The sequence below is a fragment of the Pseudoruegeria sp. SK021 genome, assembly GCF_002119405.1.
GTDB lineage: Bacteria > Pseudomonadota > Alphaproteobacteria > Rhodobacterales > Rhodobacteraceae > Meridianimarinicoccus.
In genome coordinates, this window is sequence record NZ_MTBG01000009.1 from 1 (window position 1) to 17,874 (window position 17,874).

The following is a 17,874-nucleotide window of genomic DNA, read 5'->3' on the forward strand; positions in this document are numbered from 1 at the left end:
AAGTTATAGGACGTGTAACTACACGACTTTCACCGAAATCAGTCTTACACAGACTCCAACCCATTGAAACTATATGCTGGGGCTCGAAGATCCTGCCCAAAATCGAGCCGATTTTGTCGAACTTGGGATGATCCGAGCGAACACCCCCATGAACAACCATCGTTTCCATCGACTGTATAGCGCCTTCGGCGGGGAGTACTCATGTGGAGCATCCAAGCACCGCAGTTCTATAAAATTTGTGAGTATTATGCTGCTCAGAACGTGCATATCATCGACGCATGAAACGGCGCGACCCTTGGAGGAGTACCGACGAATGCACAAAGGATGTGTGTCGGTCAGCCTAAACAGTTCATAAAACGAGTCTCCTTGCGGAGCCTGAATCATCACAATCATCCAAATTGGATGAGCCGTGAGCACAAACTATCCGCCGATGGCATTCAAGTCGTCAAACGCCTTCGTAGTTTACGCAAAAGTTGGCGCGCCGCAAAATATCCGGCTCCACGGCCACCCAGATAGTCTCGCCAACGATCGAGATGGTTAAAATAAAACATTTCAAGTCTTGGAAGATTATAGACACTCGAACCTACAGTGGTCCTATCGAACCGGGTCCCAACAGAACTCGTATAGTACCTAGAAACCATATTATTCACTTCATCATTCGTCCTTCCATAAGGAAAAGCAAAATGCTTACAAGCCTTGCCAATTTTGCACTCGATCTCTTGCTTTGAAGCTTTTAACTCTACCTTCAATGTATTGGGTTTAAGAAGAGTTAAATCTGCATGGCTTACGGAATGACTACCAAATACTACTCCATTTCGACTTAGGTCCCTAACAACACCCCAAGGTAAAATTTTTTTTGAAGAACTATTAGATTGCTCCCAGATATCTGTCTGACCAACATAATCAGTGGCAAGAAAAACCGTAGCCCTAAACTTGTGCCTTTGCAAAATGGGAAATGCAGTATCTGCAAAATTTTGAAATCCATCGTCGAATGTCAAAACGATTGCCCGATCAGAATGTGCGTTTGGATTTAATGAGTAAACTAAAAATTGATCCATAGAAATAACTTGGATACCGGATTCTGCCACCATTTCCATCTGATTGGAGAAAACTTGCGGAGTTATAGATGTCGGCCCTACATCATTGGAAATGGAATGGTACATCAGAATATCGACAGCGGCACCGCCCATAATCAATCCTCTACAACATGATTCTTAAATTCAGAACGAAAATTTTTCCATTTTTCACGATTGATTTTTCCATTTTTATCGATGCACTCAACAGCGGCATACGCCATCGCGAACGCATGATGAGTATTATCATGTGCAAACAATCCCTGCCTACCGAAATTAAGAAGCCCGTCGATACCCTGCAACCACGCGTCCATTACCTCAAAATGCTCAGAATATTTCAAATCGTACACCGGATACGCGTGCGTGAGACGACGACTGTGGCAACGCCGTATCGGAACCGCGACATGAAGACCGACTTCACCCAACCATCCACACAATTTCTTGCCAAGAGCCTCATCATCCATCCCCCACCAAATATCTCCAGGATCACACGGTAATTCTGCACACAATATGGTTAGACCAGCGGGATCGGAAGCCGAGTTATAATTTTTTGGCTCAGACATCCTACTGATCGGAATTGAGAGTTCAGGAAAGTAATGCGCATCATATTCGGTAAATCGATCTGTCTCGAGAACTAAATACAAAAGAATCATCCCTCTGTAATGAATGGCCTTCGCGGCGTCACTTACTTTCGATGGCGGCGGTGGATCCATGAGCGATATTAGAGTCGGGATCGGTATGGTAGATAAGATAGTATTTGTTCGAAAGCTCGTTTCAGCTTCATTTGAAATAAAACAAATTTCAGTGATACGGCCATTCTCATGACCAATTCTTGAAATTTTTGAGTTTAAGTTGAACTGCGCCCCCTGAGCAACTGCGCGGTCCGCCATGGTCTCAACAATTTGCCCAAAGCCTCGCTTCGGATAGTAAAATCTCCCGGTCGTCGGCGACCGAAGCCCTGGCAGAAAACGCAAGATTTTCCCGGCAATCCTACCTATAGAATTACCCGAAACCCGTCGCTCAGCCAGAGTTACAGCCAGCTCGTCTGGCTCTCGGCCCCACAGCTTTTTAACGTACGGAAAGTAAAAGTTATTCGAAATTGTTGGCCCCAGACCGTCGTGTAAAATTGAAGAAAACGTCTGAGAACCTGGCGACCTCGAACGGAATGGCTTAAGAATACTGTCCACAAATAAAGAAGCAAAAAAACTCACTGGAAGGTGAGACATTGCGTTTCCCATCCTTAATGGAAAGCGAATCCAACGGCCACTTAGTCGAATTCGACCGTGGCGAGGTTGCAGCAAAAGATCCGGACCGAGCATTCTCTTTACATCGGTGAGTACGACGGGATCAGCCACTGGATGAAAACGATGAGATCCGAAGTCACACCATATACCATCGATCATGAAAGACGAAGAGTTCCCCCCAACCATTGGTGCAGATTCAAATACCTGAATTTGACCCAGTTTCCGCTTGCTCATTGCATATGCCGATGCGATCCCTGCAGGTCCTGCCCCAAGAACCACAACAGTTGTCGCCCATGAACTATCCGCCGGTTCGTATTTCATAAATCCTCCATCTCCCAGGTAATTTTCATTCCTTTCTTCTCCACCTTACTCCTGCGTTTCCCGCAATAAGAATAAATCCGCTCAATCCACCAGTTATAAAAAGGACAGCTTGCCAAGACAATCCAGCAGCAACAACTTGAGTCGCGTCGGCTCCAAATGGAATCAACAGCGCAGCGAGAATCGCTTCTCGAACACCAAGACCGCCTAAGGAAATAGGTAAAACACTAACAATCTTGGCAACTGGCCATGCGAAGCACCAAGTAGAGAATGAAACATTGAGCCCTATAGCTAACGACAACCGATACGCTAAAGACAAAAATAGAAGCTGAATTGCAATGGACGCGAGAAATGTTGATGCAAGCAGAAAAGGCATTCTGGCAAATTCGGACAAAGCCTCCACCACCTTAAAGATAATCGGCGGGATAGATAATTTAATGACCAGCCTGCGGCGAATAATTAAGGCAAGCGGCGGGAACACAAATAGAGCGCCAACAAATATAAAAAAAACAACTGCAATGGAAATAAGATATGTATCAGCGTCATAGGGTATTTCTTCTATTTTAAAAAATCCTATCAATCCCAAACATGCCAACGCAAGCAAATCCATCAACCGATCTACGACAGAACCAGAAAAAACTCTCGCCCCATCCCGATACCCCGAATAACCAACGCCTGCACGGACCGCATCGCCACCAGCTACGCCTGGAAGACATAGGTTAGCAGCCATGCCTGCCATATGAGCGTGCACAGCCGTAATAAAAGGAATCTTACGTCCTAGTAAGTTCCACCACTTTGCAGCGGCCGCGAAATGCCCAATTGTAAAAATCAAAATAATCCAGAGAAAGAGCGGCGTCGGAATTCTCTCCAGTTTGCTCCATACAGTTTCTATTGGCAAAACCAAAAACAATATAATTAAGGCCAACGCCGATCCGGCTGTGCGGAATAGCCACCGCACTCTTAACGTTTTAAAGTTTGCCCGAAACCCCACGTTATGGCCTCAAATGAAGTCGTGAGATCATATCTGCGATCAACCCCAGAGACCAGATCGTTATCGCGGCGAGGAACGCAAAGATCGCAGATTCACTCAAATTCCATTTAGTTAAATCGTAGCACAGTTTGACAAAACCTACGGTGAACAAGGCAAGCCCAAGCGGGATAAACACACGGAGAGGGTTGAACAAAACAATAACCCTCAAAACAAGAATGATAAAATTTAAAAAATCTATAGGTCTAATTTTAGAGTCACCAATACGCTTTCGATACGTTATCGGAAAGTACGCCATCCTTTTTCCACTGCAGGACATACACAAAGTAATTGTTGTCGTGAATGAAAAATTTTGAGGCAAAAGTGGCAGAAATGGCATTAGCTCCAATTTTCTGAAAATTCGCAACCCTGAATTTAAATCGTTAAGCTTTCGTTCGGCCAAAAATGATGCCAAACTATTAAGCACAACTTTGGCAGGCTTCCTGATCAGCGGAACATTTCGCATGGTAGCTCCCCGATCTCCAACTACCATGTCTTGGTAACGACACAACTCGAGCATTTCTGGCAAATACTGCGCTGAATATGTACCGTCAGCATCCAAAATTGCTATGAACGGGTATTTTGCAGTTCGGATGCCCCGCTTTAATGAAGCACCATAGCCAGAGTTCATTTCATTCCAAGTAACCTTTGCGCGGGTCAAGAGCGCTTCGGACCGCGTTTGATCTTTCGATCCATCATCAACCACAATCACTTCATACTCTATTCCGGTCGGCTCCAGAGCAGAAAAAACCTCCTCAATTGTTCGCCGCACAGCTAATTCTTCGTTGTATGCCGGAATAATCACACTCATAGACATCATATCGTTCCCGAGCTCAGTGCTTTTTTCCAGATTGAACCCATCCATTTGATTACCCTTTTATTTCAGTTTTTGTTTAAACCGTTCAGCTTTGTTTCTATCGAAGTGGATGAACAATAATCTGCATGCAGTCAGGGAACGTGACGCCTGGCCTTAACTCTAAATATGTGGCGTTCCACCCAACACCAAGCAAATGCGAAAGACGAATACGTATAATAAAACTGATGAAAGGACAGCGCAAACAATGCAAACCAGAATCCGCCGGATCGAAAAAAAAACTTTACGAACTCTACATTACACCAAACAGTGATAACTCCGAAAACTATAAAAAATGGCAATAATGTGATATTAAATGTCGCAATAATTGCACTTGACAAAAACAGAACCGAAATTACAGCCTTTAATCGCTCATCCCAGGCTACATTAAGATCATTTTCTATTGTACCATAGGACATCATCAATCGCGACCACGGCAAAGCACGTCTGAAAATGTCCGTAAATATGCCATTCTTTAACGTCCAGACCTTCAAGTGCTTGCCTTGTAGGTCTGGCATCGACAGAATACGACCTCCCGCCCGCTTTATCCGATATCCCAACTCGATATCTTCGATCGACGGAACACGATAGGTTTCGACATCAAACCCACCCAACTTCCGAAAAACATCAGCCCGGATAGCCCCGCAGCCCGCCCAGAACGTACTCGATTCTCGGTTTGCACGCTGATGGTAGAAATGGTGGGATAGATTCTTGTAACGAGAGAACCATGGCTTTCCTGAGGGTTTAGAATCGTACGAGCCAAACACCGCATCGACGTCCTGAGAGTTAAACGCTGCCCAAACTTGGTTTGCACTTTCTTTAGCGACGAGGACGTCCGAGTCGACAAACCATAATATATCTCCTCTAGCGATAGTCGCTGCATGATTTCGCGCAGCTCCAGGACCACAATTCCGTTTTGTCCGGACGACTGTAGCGCCCGTTTGGCGCGCAAGGAGAAAAGTATCATCCTCAGAGTGGTCGTCCACTACAATGACTTCTATCAACTCACCCGACTCTCGCATTTGCAACAATGGTGTCAATACGTCTGAAATTAATAAAGCTGCGTTGTACGCGGGCATGATAACGCTTATCTGCCTACCTTGAGCTGAAATCATATTTACTCCGCATTCCCCCATGTCATTCCCCGCGGTCATAACAATAATTTTCTCTTGTTATAAAACCGGACCCTTTTTGAGCTTGCAGCTTTTGTTGTTGAAAATGTTCAATTGTCAAAGCCAGGCCTTTCCGCAGACTTATCCGAGGCGTCCAATTAATAGCACTAAGTGCGAGCGTAATATCCGGCATGCGCCTAAAAGGGTCATCACTAGGCAGCTCCTGAAATACCAGCTTTGACTTAGACGATGTCATTAATAGAATAATTTCTGCTAGCTCTCGGATTGATAATTCATTCGGGTTACCAATATTGACCGGACCGGTAAAATTATCTGGAGAATCCATTAGTCGGATTAATCCATCGACTAGATCAGAAACATAACAAAACGAACGAGACTGTTCTCCTCGCCCATAAATGCTGATTGGTTCGTTTGCCAACGCTTGTACAATAAAATTGGACACTACGCGGCCATCTTTTGGATGCATGCGGGGCCCATAAGTATTAAAGATTCGTGCAATCTTGATTCTGGTTTTGTGTTGTCGAAAATAGTCAAAGAACAGCGTTTCTGCACAGCGTTTTCCCTCATCATAGCAGGAGCGATATCCTATTGGATTTACATTACCCCAGTAACTTTCGCGTTGAGGGTGTTGGGCAGGGTCACCATAAACCTCTGATGTCGATGCCTGAAGTATTTTGGCATGAACTCGTTTGGCCAGACCGAGCATGTTGATTGCACCATGTACCGAGGTCTTGGTCGTCTGAACCGGGTCATGCTGGTAGTGTATCGGTGACGCGGGGCAGGCGAGATTGTAAATCTCATCCACTTCAGCGTAAAAGGGAAATGTGACGTCGTGACGGATTAATTCAAAATCCGGACAGCCCAGAAGGTGTGCAACGTTTTGACGACGCCCTGTGAAAAAGTTATCGATGCACAAAACCTCATTTCCTTGTGCCAGCAACCGCTCACAAAGATGCGATCCTAGGAAACCCGCCCCACCAGTTACCAATATTCGCTTCTTGAGGCGCAGATCAGAAATAGTGTTCATCCTGAAACCTCATATCTGACGTAAGGTGCGTGGATTCGGACAGGTCCGTTTTTAAAGATCAAACTGATATTTTGAGATATATCCATATTCAAGCAATATTCCACCAACGGTTTCATTTGGCACTTCGCAGTTCAGAAATTCATTTAATTGCCAAAAATCCTTCGAAGCAAAGATACTTTTGAACAGTGACTACATCCTGGAATCCTGCACGCCGCATTAGATCCAAATTCCCCTGCGTGGAAAATGGCTCTAATATTCCCTTTAAACTACGCGCTTTTTCCACAACCTCTTCGCTTGAGAAGCCATTCTGAATTTTGAAATCATTATACAGTTGGGATATAATGTCTTGAAACCGTGCATCCGGGCCACGAACTTTTTCAAACATTATTAACGCCCCACCCCAGTTCAGCGTCTCGTAGATTTTGGTGAATAAATCCTGTCGAAACCGTGGTGGAACGAATTGCATCGTGTAATAACTAACGATCATGTCCGCTCGCTCCATATCCATAAAACGAGCGTCTTCTTTCATAATCTTAATGGTCGGAACATCCTTGCAGTGATCCGTAGCGGCCTTGATCATAGAAGGCTCGATGTCCAAGCCGACCCAGCGGGCACCTCGCTTCATGGCATTGTGGACTGCCAACTTGCGAATCAACTCGCCAGTCGAGGTACCAATCTCGTAAACAAGACTGTCATTTTTGACAAAAAAATCGGATAATTGGCAGGTGAGTTTGTGTCCATCTTCGTAAAGAGGCACAGATAGCTTGATATGATCAACGAACGTGTCCGGAACATTGTCCCCGAATGTCCAACCGGCATTTCCAGCTGAAATATCTTGACCGACGCCCATCTTTGCCTCCCCCCTCTGATTATTCCAATACAATCATCCTATCGAACAAAACCTTTATCTTTCGTAAAGTAGGGCTTTCCCTATCTCTTGCCAAACAGCAACTTCTCTAATTACTTATCCTATTTTATCGCATCACGCAATTATTTTGACTTTTTATAGTTTATTCTAATGATTCCATCGTATTCAAAATGAATCGGTCCTAATTAATCCACCATGGGGGACCGATTTGCCATAACGGGGCAATCGTTGCTTAAATGGAAACACTGCCACCGCTGCCTCACGCTACACTGCCTGAAAACGACGTTGACCCCGGTGTAGGAAATCGTTGCGGTGGCCCTTCCCGCGATGCTGCTCGAGCACGCGGTGACCTGCTGCCTGCCGGTGCGCAAACTCCTGATCTCGGGTCCCTCGATCTTTAGGCTGGACCTCGGCCTGCCCCGACACGGCGTCGGAAACCGGCGCGATAAACGGCCGAGGCGGCCGGACCAAGACACAGCGCTTTCAGGGCCTAGGACTCCGAATTCCTCTACGTTGACGGGGATTATCTGACGCGGTTGACCGATGAAACCCGCGGCCGATCCCTGTTTGTGACCGTCAATCGAGCCACACGGTGGGTCTTCATCCTTATTCTTAGCGCCAAGACTGCAGCTAACGACGGCGTTTCTTGCGGGATATGGAGTGTGCTTTCCCGGTCCTTGATACGCACCTCTTTGCCCAATAAGGGGAAAGGGTCACGGATCGGATCTTAGGCCTGCAGAAGCGCGACACGACCGGTGAAGACGCGTTCGATACAGTCTGCGGTGCCCTCGATATCGGGCACCGCCCGATCCCGCCGAAGTCACCTCGAACCTACGGGATGGTTGAAAGAATCGACGGTCGCATTGAGCAAGCGCAGCAAAGCCATCACTTCCGATCTGGCGAAGAATTGGAGACAACGCTGCTCCGCTATCTTTGACAGTACAACTAGCGGATTCCCGATTAACCGGGGACAGAATAACGCCAGTGCAAGCGATGAAAGACGGCTACAAAGTCAACAGGAACGGTTCAGGAAACAGCCTTACAACCTTCCGGAACGTGACCTCCCAAGCTAAGGGCGCGTTGTTTTTCAAATCCGTCAGGTGTTGATGCGGTTATCGCTTAGGATGAACCATTTAGCGGATCCTATGTGTTAGCCGAGGCGCATGTTAAAGCCTTCTCCGTCCGCTACCACACAAGCAACTGGTCCAATGACAACGCACCGCTCAGGCTGCGTGGCTCGCATGCGACTTGGTTTGATCCTGACATGGCCTGGCACGCTGAAACGACTGGAAAAAGCGACCTCCCGGAACCCTCTTCCCATGGAGCCATCCATGTGTTTTTCACCATGAAGCGCCCGTTCGATCAGCCGCTGAGACCGGGCAGCGTGCTGGTCGAGCGCCTGCTGTAGGTTTCCGCCACAACCAAAAGGGTCGGACAATGCCGCCATCACCCCGCGTCTATGGTCGCCGCCACTGCCCGCTTCCAACGTGCATATTTTTCTTCTCGCGTGTCCACATCCATCTGCGGCTCAAAGCGGCGCTCCAATGCCCAGCTTTCAGAGAACCCGGCCTGATCCGGATAAATTCCGGCGCGCATCCCCGCTAGCCATGCCACCCCAAGCGCGGTGGTTTCGCGAATTTCCGGCCGGTCCACTGGCGCGCCGAGAATGTCCGACAGAAACTGCATCGCCCAATCACTGGCACTCATTCCGCCGTCAACACGTAGCACATCTTCGCACCCCTGAGCCTCCCAGTCAGCGGTCATCGCCTGCAAGAGGTCGCGTGTTTGAAAGCCAACACTCTCTAGCGCGGCCTTGGCAAATTCCGCAGTCCCAGAATTGCGCGTCAGACCAAACACAGCCCCCCGGCACTCTGCGTTCCAATAGGGTGCGCCAAGCCCGACAAAGGCCGGCACCAAGACCAGTGACTGCGTTTCGTCTGCCGTGGCAGCCAATTCTTGCGTTTCCGGAGCGGCACCGATGATCTTCAGCCCGTCCCGCAACCACTGAACCACGGCGCCTGCAATGAAGATAGAGCCCTCCAGCGCGTAGGTCGGCGTTCCGTCGAACTGATAAGCGATGGTGGTCAACAACCGGTTCTGAGAGGCAACCGGTACGGTGCCGGTGTTGAGCAAGGCAAAGCAACCAGTGCCATAGGTTGATTTCAACATGCCCGGCTGAAAGCAGGCCTGGCCCAATGTCGCGGCCTGTTGATCGCCGGCCACCCCCAAAATCGGAATCTCTGCCCCGAGAAGATCGCCGGTCAGCGTGCCGAATTCGGCAGCACAATCCTTGACCTCTGGCAGCATCTGCGTTGGAATACGCAGCATGGCGCAGATGTTCGTACTCCATCGCCCTTTGTGAATATCATAGAGCAACGTCCGGGCGGCATTGGTGGCGTCGGTAACATGCGCGGCACCGCCGGTCAGCTTCCAGATCAAAAAGCTATCCACAGTCCCGAATAACAATTCCCCCTGCTCAGCCCGCTCTCGCGCACCGTCGACATGGTCGAGGATCCATTTCAATTTTGTGGCCGAAAAGTAAGGATCTAACAACAAACCGGTGCGTGCCGTAAACATCGCCTCGTGCCCGGCATCGCGCAGCTCGCGGCAAAACTCTGCGGTGCGCCGATCCTGCCAGACGATCGCCCGATGAATCGCTTTTCCCGTCGTCTTATCCCAGACAACCGTTGTCTCGCGCTGATTGGTGATCCCGATGCCGGCAATATCATTCGCAGAAATCCCTGCTGTTTTTAAGACTGCCCGACAGACTCTGAGGGTGGAGTCCCACAAATCCTCTGGCTCATGCTCGACCCATCCAGATGCCGGGTAGTGCTGCGCAAATTCTTCCTGCTCAATCGCGACTTTCTTCATCTTCGCATCGAACAAAATGGCCCGGCTTGAGGTCGTGCCCTGATCGATAGCAAGGGTATAGGTCATGATACGGCCCTCCGGTCCGGTTCTTCTCAAGGTCACTGACACGTCCCCCGTATCGTGGCCGAACACGAACGATCCTGCAATTTGGAACTACGCCCCGCGAACAGGGAAATCATCAGCGGTATGGATGGCCCCGCATCCATACGTCCAGCGCTGCAATCTGATCTTTCGACATCCTCAGACCAAGCTTTGATCGCCGCCAAACCACATCCTCAGCCTCAACCGCAAACTCGCGCTCCATCAGCCAGCGTACCTCACGTTCCGTCAACGTCCCGCCAAAAGACACGCCCAGATCCCGAGGCCTGCTCGCCCCTTTCAAAAGCTGATGGGCTTCGGTGCCATAAGCACGCACAAGACGTCGCGCCCAGAACTCATCCAGAAACCCGTGATCGCGGCGTAATTGAGCCACCAAATCTTCGACGCCATCGACCGGAAAATCGCCGCCTGCCAACGGCACGCCCGCAGTCCAAGACCCGCGCAGTTTGGAAAAGAACGGCACGATCTTATCCAAAGCATGTTCGGCGAGGCGGCGATGCGTGGTAATTTTGCCCCCAAAGATGTTCAGCAACGGCACACCGGCCGACTGATCGACATGCAGCACATAGTCCCGAGTCGCCGCGGTCGCCGATTTAGCCCCATCATCATAGAGCGGACGCACGCCGGAATAGCTCCAGATCACATCGTCCCACGTGACCGGCGTCTCGAAATATTTCGACGCGAAGGTCATTAGGTAATCTGCCTCGGCAGGGGTGCAAACCGGCTTGATCGAGGGGTCCGGATGTTCGGCATCCGTAGTTCCGATCAGGGTAAAATCGGTCTCATAGGGGATCGCAAAAATGATCCGTCCGTCTTCACCTTGAAAGAAATAGCATTTCGGGTGATCGAACAGTTTTTTTGTCACGATATGGCTGCCACGCACTAAGCGAACACCGTCCGCCAAATTGACCCGAACCGTGTTCTGGATGATGTCCTTCACCCAAGGGCCACCCGCATTGACCAGCATCCGCGCCCGGCGGACATACGGCGCACCGCCATCCTTCGGCTGCAGCGTAATTTTCCAGTGATCGTCCTCGCGCTCGGCGGACAGCACCTTCGTTCGGGTCATGACCTCCACGCCGCGCGCGCGCGCATCTCGCGCCGTCAAGGCCACCAGACGGCTATCTTCAATCCAGCAATCGGAGTACTCATAAGCCGTCTCGAACCGATCCTGAAGCGGCCCGCCTTCCGGCGCGTGGGTCAGATCGACGGTCGTTGTCCCGGGAAGAATCTGACGCCCGCCCAGAGTGTCATACAAGAACAATCCAAACCGGATCAGCCACGCAGGTCGACGCCCCTTCATCCACGGCATCACCGTGTTCAGCACCTTTGAGGTCGGCGTTTCCCCCTCGAACCGCATATCCGGGTGGTACGGCAGCACAAAGCGCATCGGCCAGCTGATATGGGGCATCGCCCGCAACAGGGTTTCGCGTTCGATCAAGGCCTCACGGACCAGCCGAAATTCAAAATATTCCAGATAGCGCAATCCGCCGTGAAACAGCTTGGTCGACGCTGACGACGTGGCCGAAGCAAGGTCGTTCATCTCGGCAAGCGACACTGACAGCCCGCGTCCGACGGCATCGCGTGCGATTGCGCAGCCATTGATCCCCCCACCGATAACAAAAAGATCGGTCGTGTGGTTCGCCTGCGTTTCCGGCGCCATTTTGCCCCTCCAACCCGGTGACTTCGCCGTTATGGAAATCACGATTTTCCGTTCCTGTCAAAACTTGATTTTCGTTTATGTTCGTTATGGCGAATTTCCAACCTAAAAATGCCGATTTTGGCAAAAATTGTCCAACACACCGACCGGTCGATTACGACTAATCAGACGAAAATATCGACGAAAAACGAAAATTGTGCGCCATAAATGATCAAAACTCAAAGAACCGAGCCTCCGATTGACACGATGTGATCGCACGCACAATCGCGCAAAAAGGAAAATGATCGCAAGTATGTGACGGCCAAGCCGCGCATTTGAAGCGCCGACCGCGTCGTCTTTCACGGCCTTGGGGTATCAACGACCAATCTCGTTCGAGGTTCCACATTCGTAACCAGCAAGCGTCTGGTGGCCACGCTTCGTCCCATCCAGAAATCGGACACGTAACGCGGCATGGGTCCCGCAAAATGTTTTGCAGCCTTGGCCCTACGCCGTGCTTGTCATGTCTATCTGGTATGGTAGTGTGCCTTGAGTGTCGAGGCGTTCTTCCGGTCCCTTCGGGTTCGGAAGAACGCCTTGTGCGACACTGAGAGCACAAAATTCTGGGAGGAATACCAATGACATCATCACTATCACGACTGAGCTTTGGCGCTGTCACCGCGATCGCCGTGTCGGGCCTGACCCTAAGTGCGGCCTCTGCGCTTGAGTTGCGCGGCTGGAATATCCACGTTGACGATTATCCAGTCAGCATCGGCATGCAGGCGTTTCTTGATGAAGTAACCGAACGCACCGACGGGGAAATCACCGGCAAGGTCTATAATAACGGTGTGCTCGGCGATCAGCCCGATGCCATCGAACAAACCCGACTCGGTGCGATCGATTTCGGTGAATTCAGCCTTGGGCCGATGGGGCAGTCGATCCCAGAGACCAATATCGTGTCTTTGCCCTTCATCTTCAAAAGCGTTCCCGACATGTACAGCCTGATGGATGGCGAGGTCGGCGAAGCGATCGGTGCCGGCATGGAAGCCAAAGGACTGGTCCCGCTGGGCTGGTACGACGCCGGTGCGCGCTCGTTCTACAACTCCAAAATGCCGATCAACACGCCCGCTGACATTACCGGACTTAAAGTGCGGGTGATGAGCAACGATCTATATGTTGCCATGATCGAAGCAATGGACGGAAACGCCACCCCCATGGCCTTCGGCGAAGTATTCCAGTCGCTGAAAACCGGTGTCGTCGACGGGGCCGAGAACAACCCACCGTCCTACGAGTCGACCAACCACTACGAGGTGGCAAAATACTACTCGCTGACCGAGCACCTGATCATTCCCGAATGCCTGTGCATGTCCAAGCGCACATGGGACAAGCTGACCCCGGAACAGCAGGTGATCGTTAAAGAAGCCGGTAAGTCCAGCGCCGAATTGCAGCGCTCGCTGTGGCAAGAGCGTGAAAAGAAAAGCATGGAAACGCTGGTTGCTGGCGGTACGATCGTAAACACCATCGCCGACAAGACCGCGTTCCAAGAGGCGATGGCCCCGGTCTATGAAAAGTATCTGGCAAGCAATCCCGACCAAGTAGAACTGGTCAACATGATCCGCAACGCGGACTGATCCGTCCCTCATCAAAATGGCCTGTCACTTCGACAGGCCATTTTTTTTAACCCTCATTTTCCAGGGATATCGAAATGCCCGTATCGTCCGCTACGGTTGCCCGCGTCCGATTCTTTCTAAACGGCGTCAGCGGGGTCTGTCTTACCGTCGCCTCCTGCGCACTGGTCGTCCTCATCGTCACTTTCGGCTGGCTGGTCTTCGGCCGTTACGTCCTGAACGTTACGCCCACGTGGGTCGAACAACTTGCGCTTCTTCTGATTTGCTACATCGCTTTCCTTGGCGCAGCTGTCGGTGTTCACGAAGACTCCCATCTTGGGGTCACGCTGTTTCTTGATATGGTCCCAGAACCGGCACGGTCCGTTCTGATCATCCTGACCGACATTACCCTTGCCATCTTTGGCGCCGTCATGCTGATCGCCGGCATCTCATTGATGCGCTTCGGTTGGGACACGCTTTTGCCGATGCTTCAAATTCCAGAAAGCTTCCGCACCCTCGCGATCACGTCTTGCGGAGGATTGGTTTGTCTGTTCGCCGGATCGCGCGCCATCCTGCGCATCCTCACATTTGGCGACCCCAACGCCGCTCAATTCGGAAAGGTCCTCTAAATATGGGTCTGGCACTTCTTCTCGGCGTCTTTGGCGTCGGCGTGGTCATTGGCATGCCCGTGGCCTTTGCGATGGGCATCGCCGCTGCCTCGGCCTTCTGGTACGAAGGCTTTCCGATGCTGATCACCTTCCAGCGCGCTACCGCTGGCGTTTCGGTCTTTTCCTTGTTGGCCATCCCATTTTTCGTCTTCGCCGGCGAAATTATGCTGCACGGCGGTATCGCCATTCGTCTTGTCCGATTGGCGTCGGCCTTGGTCGGGCATTTCAAGGGCGGCCTCGCCATGGTCAACATCTTCTCCAGCATGCTGTTCGGTGGCATCTCAGGGTCCGCCATCGCGGACATTTCTGCATTGGGCTCTTTGTTGATTCCGGTCATGAAGGAACGCGGCTATCGTCCGGATTACGCGGTCAACGTAACCGTTACCTCGTCCATCGCCGGGATCGTGATCCCGCCCAGCCACAACATGATCATCTTCGCCGTTGCAGCCGGGGGCGGCATCTCGGTCTCTAAATTGTTCATGGCCGGCGTGATGCCCGGCATTCTGATGTGCGTTTGTCTGGCCATCGCAGCCTATGCACTGGCCGTCAAACACAACTACCCAGCCGAACCGTTTCCCGGCTGGCGGGCAGTGGGTCGGGCCTCGGCAGATGCAATCCCGGGGCTGGTCACGGCTGTGATCATTGTCGGTGGCACCCTGTCTGGCATCTTCACGGTGACCGAATCCGGGGCCTTCGGGGCGCTCTATGCGGTGTTCCTGTGCCGGTTCTATTATCGCAGCTTGACCCTTGAAGGGTTCCTGATTTCGGTCAAGGGTGCGGTGCGGACCACCTCTATGGTGATGATCCTGATCGCCTTCGCCAGTTCCTTTGCTTATCTGCTGGCGCTGTATCAGGTGCCGTCGCAACTCAGCGATCTGCTGGTGTCGATCTCGGACAACCCCATCATCATCTTGCTGATGATCAACGTTATCCTGTTGATCCTTGGCATGATCATGGACATGGCAGCACTGATCCTGATCTGCACCCCGATCTTCCTGCCGATTGCGAAAGGTCTGGGCATGGATCCGACCCAGTTCGGCATCATGCTGTTGGTCAATCTTGGCCTCGGCCTGTGCACCCCGCCAGTGGGCTCCTGCCTGTTCGTGGGATGTGCCGTCGGCAAGATCAAGATCGAAGAAGCCCTCAAGACGATCTGGCCCTTCTACCTCGCCATTCTGGCAGCGCTGATCCTTGTGACCTATGTGCCGCAAGTCTCGCTCTGGTTGCCGGGGTTGCTGTACCCCTGATCGCACCACACCGAAGGCGCGCCTGTCCAAAAGGGCGGGCGCGCCATCACAGCCTAAGTCGGCAAATCAGTCGTCAAAAAATTCGGGATTCTGGGCACGAACGCTTTGCAGAGTTCCGTTTAACCGGGCCAAATGTACCCGAAGCAGCGCTTCCATCTCACAGGAGTTCCGCTCGACAAGCGCCGCAAAAATCGCCTTGTGATCTTGATAGGTTGTGGCAAACCGTTCTGGTATGGCCAATTCAAGCAAACAGATCCGCTCCACATACTGCTTACTTTCAGCCACAGTGCGATAGATTAATTCCGCGCGGGCAGCGATACACAGCAGGCGATGAAACCGATAATCCAGCGTATGAAAACGTCGATAATCGGTGGCCTCGACCGCTTTTTCCTGCTTATCCAAATTATGTTGCAGGGCGTTCAAATCACGGTCGGTCACATTCCGGCAGGCCAAACGCGCAACCTCAACCTCAACCGCGATGCGGACGAAGCGGGAATGCAAGATATCCTTCGCTGAGATCTTGCAAACGACGGTGGCTTGCTGCGGACGAACCAGTACGAGCCGCTGATGATTCAGCCGGATCAACGCCTCACGGACTGGTTGACGGGAAACCCCGAACCGCCGAGCGAGGTCCGCTTCGGATAATTTCGTACCAGGGATAAGGTCCAAGGATACGATTTCATCCCGCAAGACGCCGAACACATCGTCGGCATTGGTGCGGCGCACGTCATCTCGACCTGAAGATGGAAGGTTCATAGGGGGGTTCCGATTTTATCCGTAATCTACCATACTTGAATGTTAGATCAAGGATTGGTCGTTCCTGCTTAAACTTAGCGCAGTTTTTGCAGTAAGGAAACCGAAGGATATCCGTCAGGTACCATCCCAGCCGCCAATTGGAACTCTCGGATAGCGGCAATTGTATTTGGCCCGATCCGGCCGTCGACGCCCTGGGTGCTAAAGCCTTTGGCTGTCAGTCGCTCTTGAATCTCGACGCGCTCATCGCGCTTTAACGCACGGTCCGACCGGGGCCAGCTGCCCTGAAAGTTTGATCCGCCCTTGATCCGGTCGCTGAGATGCCCCACCGCGATCACATAGCTATCCGCGGCGTTGTACCGTTCGATGACATTGAAATTGCGGAAGATCATGAAGGCTGGTCCTTGCGCGCCTGCCGGAAAAAGGATCGCCGCATCCCCATAATTGCGCACCGTATTTCCGGCCATGTCCCGCACGCCAAGTTGCGTCCACTCTGTGACCGTCTTGCGCGTATCATGGCCAGATTGGGCGAAGTCAAACCCGGACGGCACGCGCACCTCGACACCCCAAGGGTGGCCGCTCTGCCAGCCGGACTCGGCCAGATACGCCGCGGTCGAGGCAAGGGCATCGGTTGGGTCATCCGACCAGATATCCCGCTTACCGTCGCCGCCAAAGTCCACTGCGTAGCTGAGATAGGAGGTCGGGATAAACTGGGTATGCCCCATCGCCCCAGCCCAACTGCCGGTCATGCCTTGCGGAGTCACGTCCCCATTCTGAAGGATTTTCAGAGCGGCAATCAGTTGTTCCTCAAAGAAAGCACCCCGGCGCCCCTCATACGCCATCGTGGCCAAGGCGCCGATGATCGGAGTCGACCCGCGATTGCTGCCATAAGCGCTTTCCAGCCCCCAGATTGCGACGACCACTTCGGCATCAACCCCGTAGGTCGCCTGTAGCTGCGCCAACACTTGCCCATGCTTGCGCATCATCGCTTGGCCGTTTGCGATCCGGGTCTCCGACGCAGCCGAGTCCAGATACTCCCACAGCTGTTTGGTAAATTCCGACTGGTTCTGGTCCCGGGCGATGATCGCCGGGTCCAGCGTCACGCCGCGAAAGGCACTGTCGAGCGTGCGTTCTGAAATGCCTTGCTCGCGGGCGCGCTGTTTAAAGCCAACCACCCAAACCTGAAATCCCGCAGCAGTGGGCGTGTTGGACATGTTCGGCGTCATGCTGGGCCTCGTAAAGGGACGCGGCGATTCAGTGACGGCACGCGATTGCACGTCGAGACTGGGATTGGCGACGGCCACAGTGCCGCCCGCCAAAACCAACGACAAAGAGAGGCTCAAATGGGATAGACCTGTTCGCATCGACTGCTCCTGCTCTGGAAGCCTTTGGCTAATTTTTTTGAAAATGTAGCGAAAATAAATCAACCCGCCTAGAGCATTCCGGCCCG

Annotated in this window: 15 protein-coding genes; 4 read left to right on the top strand and 11 right to left on the bottom strand. The window is 51.8% G+C overall.

Going from position 1 to position 17,874, the window contains the following annotated elements:
• Window positions 1–437 precede the first annotated feature (437 nt).
• The 7 genes from BV911_RS07645 to BV911_RS07675 all read right to left on the bottom strand — a co-directional run bounded on the left by BV911_RS07645 (window position 438) and on the right by BV911_RS07675 (window position 7,525).
• A complete protein-coding gene (locus BV911_RS07645; RefSeq protein ID WP_086053016.1) occupies window positions 438–1,190 on the bottom strand; it encodes a polysaccharide deacetylase family protein in 753 nt (250 codons plus the stop codon).
• A gap of 2 nt (window positions 1,191–1,192) precedes the next feature.
• Window positions 1,193–2,638: an NAD(P)/FAD-dependent oxidoreductase gene (locus BV911_RS07650; protein WP_086053017.1), complete on the bottom strand. Its 1,446-nt coding sequence runs from the start codon at window positions 2,636–2,638 to the stop codon at window positions 1,193–1,195.
• A 25-nt stretch (window positions 2,639–2,663) separates the two neighbouring features.
• On the bottom strand, window positions 2,664–3,560 hold the full coding sequence (locus BV911_RS07655) for a lysylphosphatidylglycerol synthase transmembrane domain-containing protein (RefSeq protein ID WP_168184012.1): 897 nt from the start codon (window positions 3,558–3,560) through the stop codon (window positions 2,664–2,666).
• Window positions 3,561–3,627: 67 nt separating this feature from the next.
• Window positions 3,628–4,527 carry a glycosyltransferase family 2 protein gene (locus tag BV911_RS07660; RefSeq protein ID WP_086053019.1) on the bottom strand — a complete coding sequence of 300 codons (900 nt, stop codon included), beginning with the start codon at window positions 4,525–4,527 and terminating at the stop codon, window positions 3,628–3,630.
• Between the two features lie 83 nt (window positions 4,528–4,610).
• Window positions 4,611–5,630 carry a glycosyltransferase family 2 protein gene (locus tag BV911_RS07665; protein ID WP_168184013.1) on the bottom strand — a complete coding sequence of 340 codons (1,020 nt, stop codon included), beginning with the start codon at window positions 5,628–5,630 and terminating at the stop codon, window positions 4,611–4,613.
• Between the two features lie 22 nt (window positions 5,631–5,652).
• Window positions 5,653–6,675: a UDP-glucuronic acid decarboxylase family protein gene (locus tag BV911_RS07670; RefSeq protein WP_205963818.1), complete on the bottom strand. Its 1,023-nt coding sequence runs from the start codon at window positions 6,673–6,675 to the stop codon at window positions 5,653–5,655.
• A gap of 139 nt (window positions 6,676–6,814) precedes the next feature.
• Entirely contained in the window at window positions 6,815–7,525 is a 711-nt protein-coding gene (locus BV911_RS07675) for a methyltransferase domain-containing protein (RefSeq protein ID WP_086053021.1), read from the bottom strand.
• Between the two features lie 1,165 nt (window positions 7,526–8,690).
• Here BV911_RS07675 and BV911_RS07680 point away from each other — a divergent pair.
• Entirely contained in the window at window positions 8,691–8,951 is a 261-nt protein-coding gene (locus BV911_RS07680) for a hypothetical protein (protein ID WP_086053022.1), read from the top strand.
• A 38-nt stretch (window positions 8,952–8,989) separates the two neighbouring features.
• Here the strand turns inward: BV911_RS07680 and glpK are convergent, their stop codons facing one another.
• Together glpK and glpD are read right to left on the bottom strand one after the other, a co-directional pair.
• Window positions 8,990–10,480, bottom strand: a complete 1,491-nt coding sequence (gene glpK, locus BV911_RS07685) for a glycerol kinase GlpK (protein ID WP_086053023.1) — start codon at window positions 10,478–10,480, stop codon at window positions 8,990–8,992.
• A 112-nt stretch (window positions 10,481–10,592) separates the two neighbouring features.
• On the bottom strand, window positions 10,593–12,176 hold the full coding sequence (glpD, locus tag BV911_RS07690) for a glycerol-3-phosphate dehydrogenase (protein WP_086053024.1): 1,584 nt from the start codon (window positions 12,174–12,176) through the stop codon (window positions 10,593–10,595).
• Between the two features lie 611 nt (window positions 12,177–12,787).
• Between glpD and BV911_RS07695 the strand changes: the two genes are divergently transcribed.
• From BV911_RS07695 to BV911_RS07705, 3 genes are all read left to right on the top strand, one after another.
• A complete protein-coding gene (locus BV911_RS07695; protein WP_086053025.1) occupies window positions 12,788–13,780 on the top strand; it encodes a TRAP transporter substrate-binding protein in 993 nt (330 codons plus the stop codon).
• A 74-nt stretch (window positions 13,781–13,854) separates the two neighbouring features.
• The gene (locus tag BV911_RS07700) at window positions 13,855–14,385 is read left to right on the top strand and encodes a TRAP transporter small permease (RefSeq protein ID WP_086053026.1); all 531 of its coding nucleotides are present in this window, start codon (window positions 13,855–13,857) and stop codon (window positions 14,383–14,385) included.
• A 2-nt stretch (window positions 14,386–14,387) separates the two neighbouring features.
• Complete coding sequence (locus BV911_RS07705) at window positions 14,388–15,671, top strand: TRAP transporter large permease (RefSeq protein WP_086053027.1); 1,284 nt, start codon at window positions 14,388–14,390, stop codon at window positions 15,669–15,671.
• Window positions 15,672–15,737: 66 nt separating this feature from the next.
• Here the strand turns inward: BV911_RS07705 and BV911_RS07710 are convergent, their stop codons facing one another.
• On the bottom strand, window positions 15,738–16,427 hold the full coding sequence (locus tag BV911_RS07710) for a GntR family transcriptional regulator (protein ID WP_086053028.1): 690 nt from the start codon (window positions 16,425–16,427) through the stop codon (window positions 15,738–15,740).
• A 74-nt stretch (window positions 16,428–16,501) separates the two neighbouring features.
• Window positions 16,502–17,788, bottom strand: a complete 1,287-nt coding sequence (locus tag BV911_RS07715; protein WP_086053029.1) for a lytic murein transglycosylase — start codon at window positions 17,786–17,788, stop codon at window positions 16,502–16,504.
• Window positions 17,789–17,874: the final 86 nt, after the last annotated feature.

Excerpts from the sequence above, each read along its gene's own strand:
- BV911_RS07645 (WP_086053016.1), bottom strand. The coding sequence starts at position 1,190 with ATGGGCGGTGCCGCTGTCGATATTCTGATGTACCATTCCATTTCCAAT.
- BV911_RS07650 (WP_086053017.1), bottom strand. The coding sequence starts at position 2,638 with ATGAAATACGAACCGGCGGATAGTTCATGGGCGACAACTGTTGTGGTT.
- BV911_RS07660 (WP_086053019.1), bottom strand. The coding sequence starts at position 4,527 with ATGGATGGGTTCAATCTGGAAAAAAGCACTGAGCTCGGGAACGATATG.
- BV911_RS07665 (WP_168184013.1), bottom strand. The coding sequence starts at position 5,630 with ATGATTTCAGCTCAAGGTAGGCAGATAAGCGTTATCATGCCCGCGTAC.
- BV911_RS07670 (WP_205963818.1), bottom strand. The coding sequence starts at position 6,675 with ATGAACACTATTTCTGATCTGCGCCTCAAGAAGCGAATATTGGTAACT.
- BV911_RS07675 (WP_086053021.1), bottom strand. The coding sequence starts at position 7,525 with ATGGGCGTCGGTCAAGATATTTCAGCTGGAAATGCCGGTTGGACATTC.
- glpK (WP_086053023.1), bottom strand. The coding sequence starts at position 10,480 with ATGACCTATACCCTTGCTATCGATCAGGGCACGACCTCAAGCCGGGCC.
- glpD (WP_086053024.1), bottom strand. The coding sequence starts at position 12,176 with ATGGCGCCGGAAACGCAGGCGAACCACACGACCGATCTTTTTGTTATC.
- BV911_RS07695 (WP_086053025.1), top strand. The coding sequence starts at position 12,788 with ATGACATCATCACTATCACGACTGAGCTTTGGCGCTGTCACCGCGATC.
- BV911_RS07700 (WP_086053026.1), top strand. The coding sequence starts at position 13,855 with ATGCCCGTATCGTCCGCTACGGTTGCCCGCGTCCGATTCTTTCTAAAC.
- BV911_RS07705 (WP_086053027.1), top strand. The coding sequence starts at position 14,388 with ATGGGTCTGGCACTTCTTCTCGGCGTCTTTGGCGTCGGCGTGGTCATT.
- BV911_RS07710 (WP_086053028.1), bottom strand. The coding sequence starts at position 16,427 with ATGAACCTTCCATCTTCAGGTCGAGATGACGTGCGCCGCACCAATGCC.
- BV911_RS07715 (WP_086053029.1), bottom strand. The coding sequence starts at position 17,788 with ATGCGAACAGGTCTATCCCATTTGAGCCTCTCTTTGTCGTTGGTTTTG.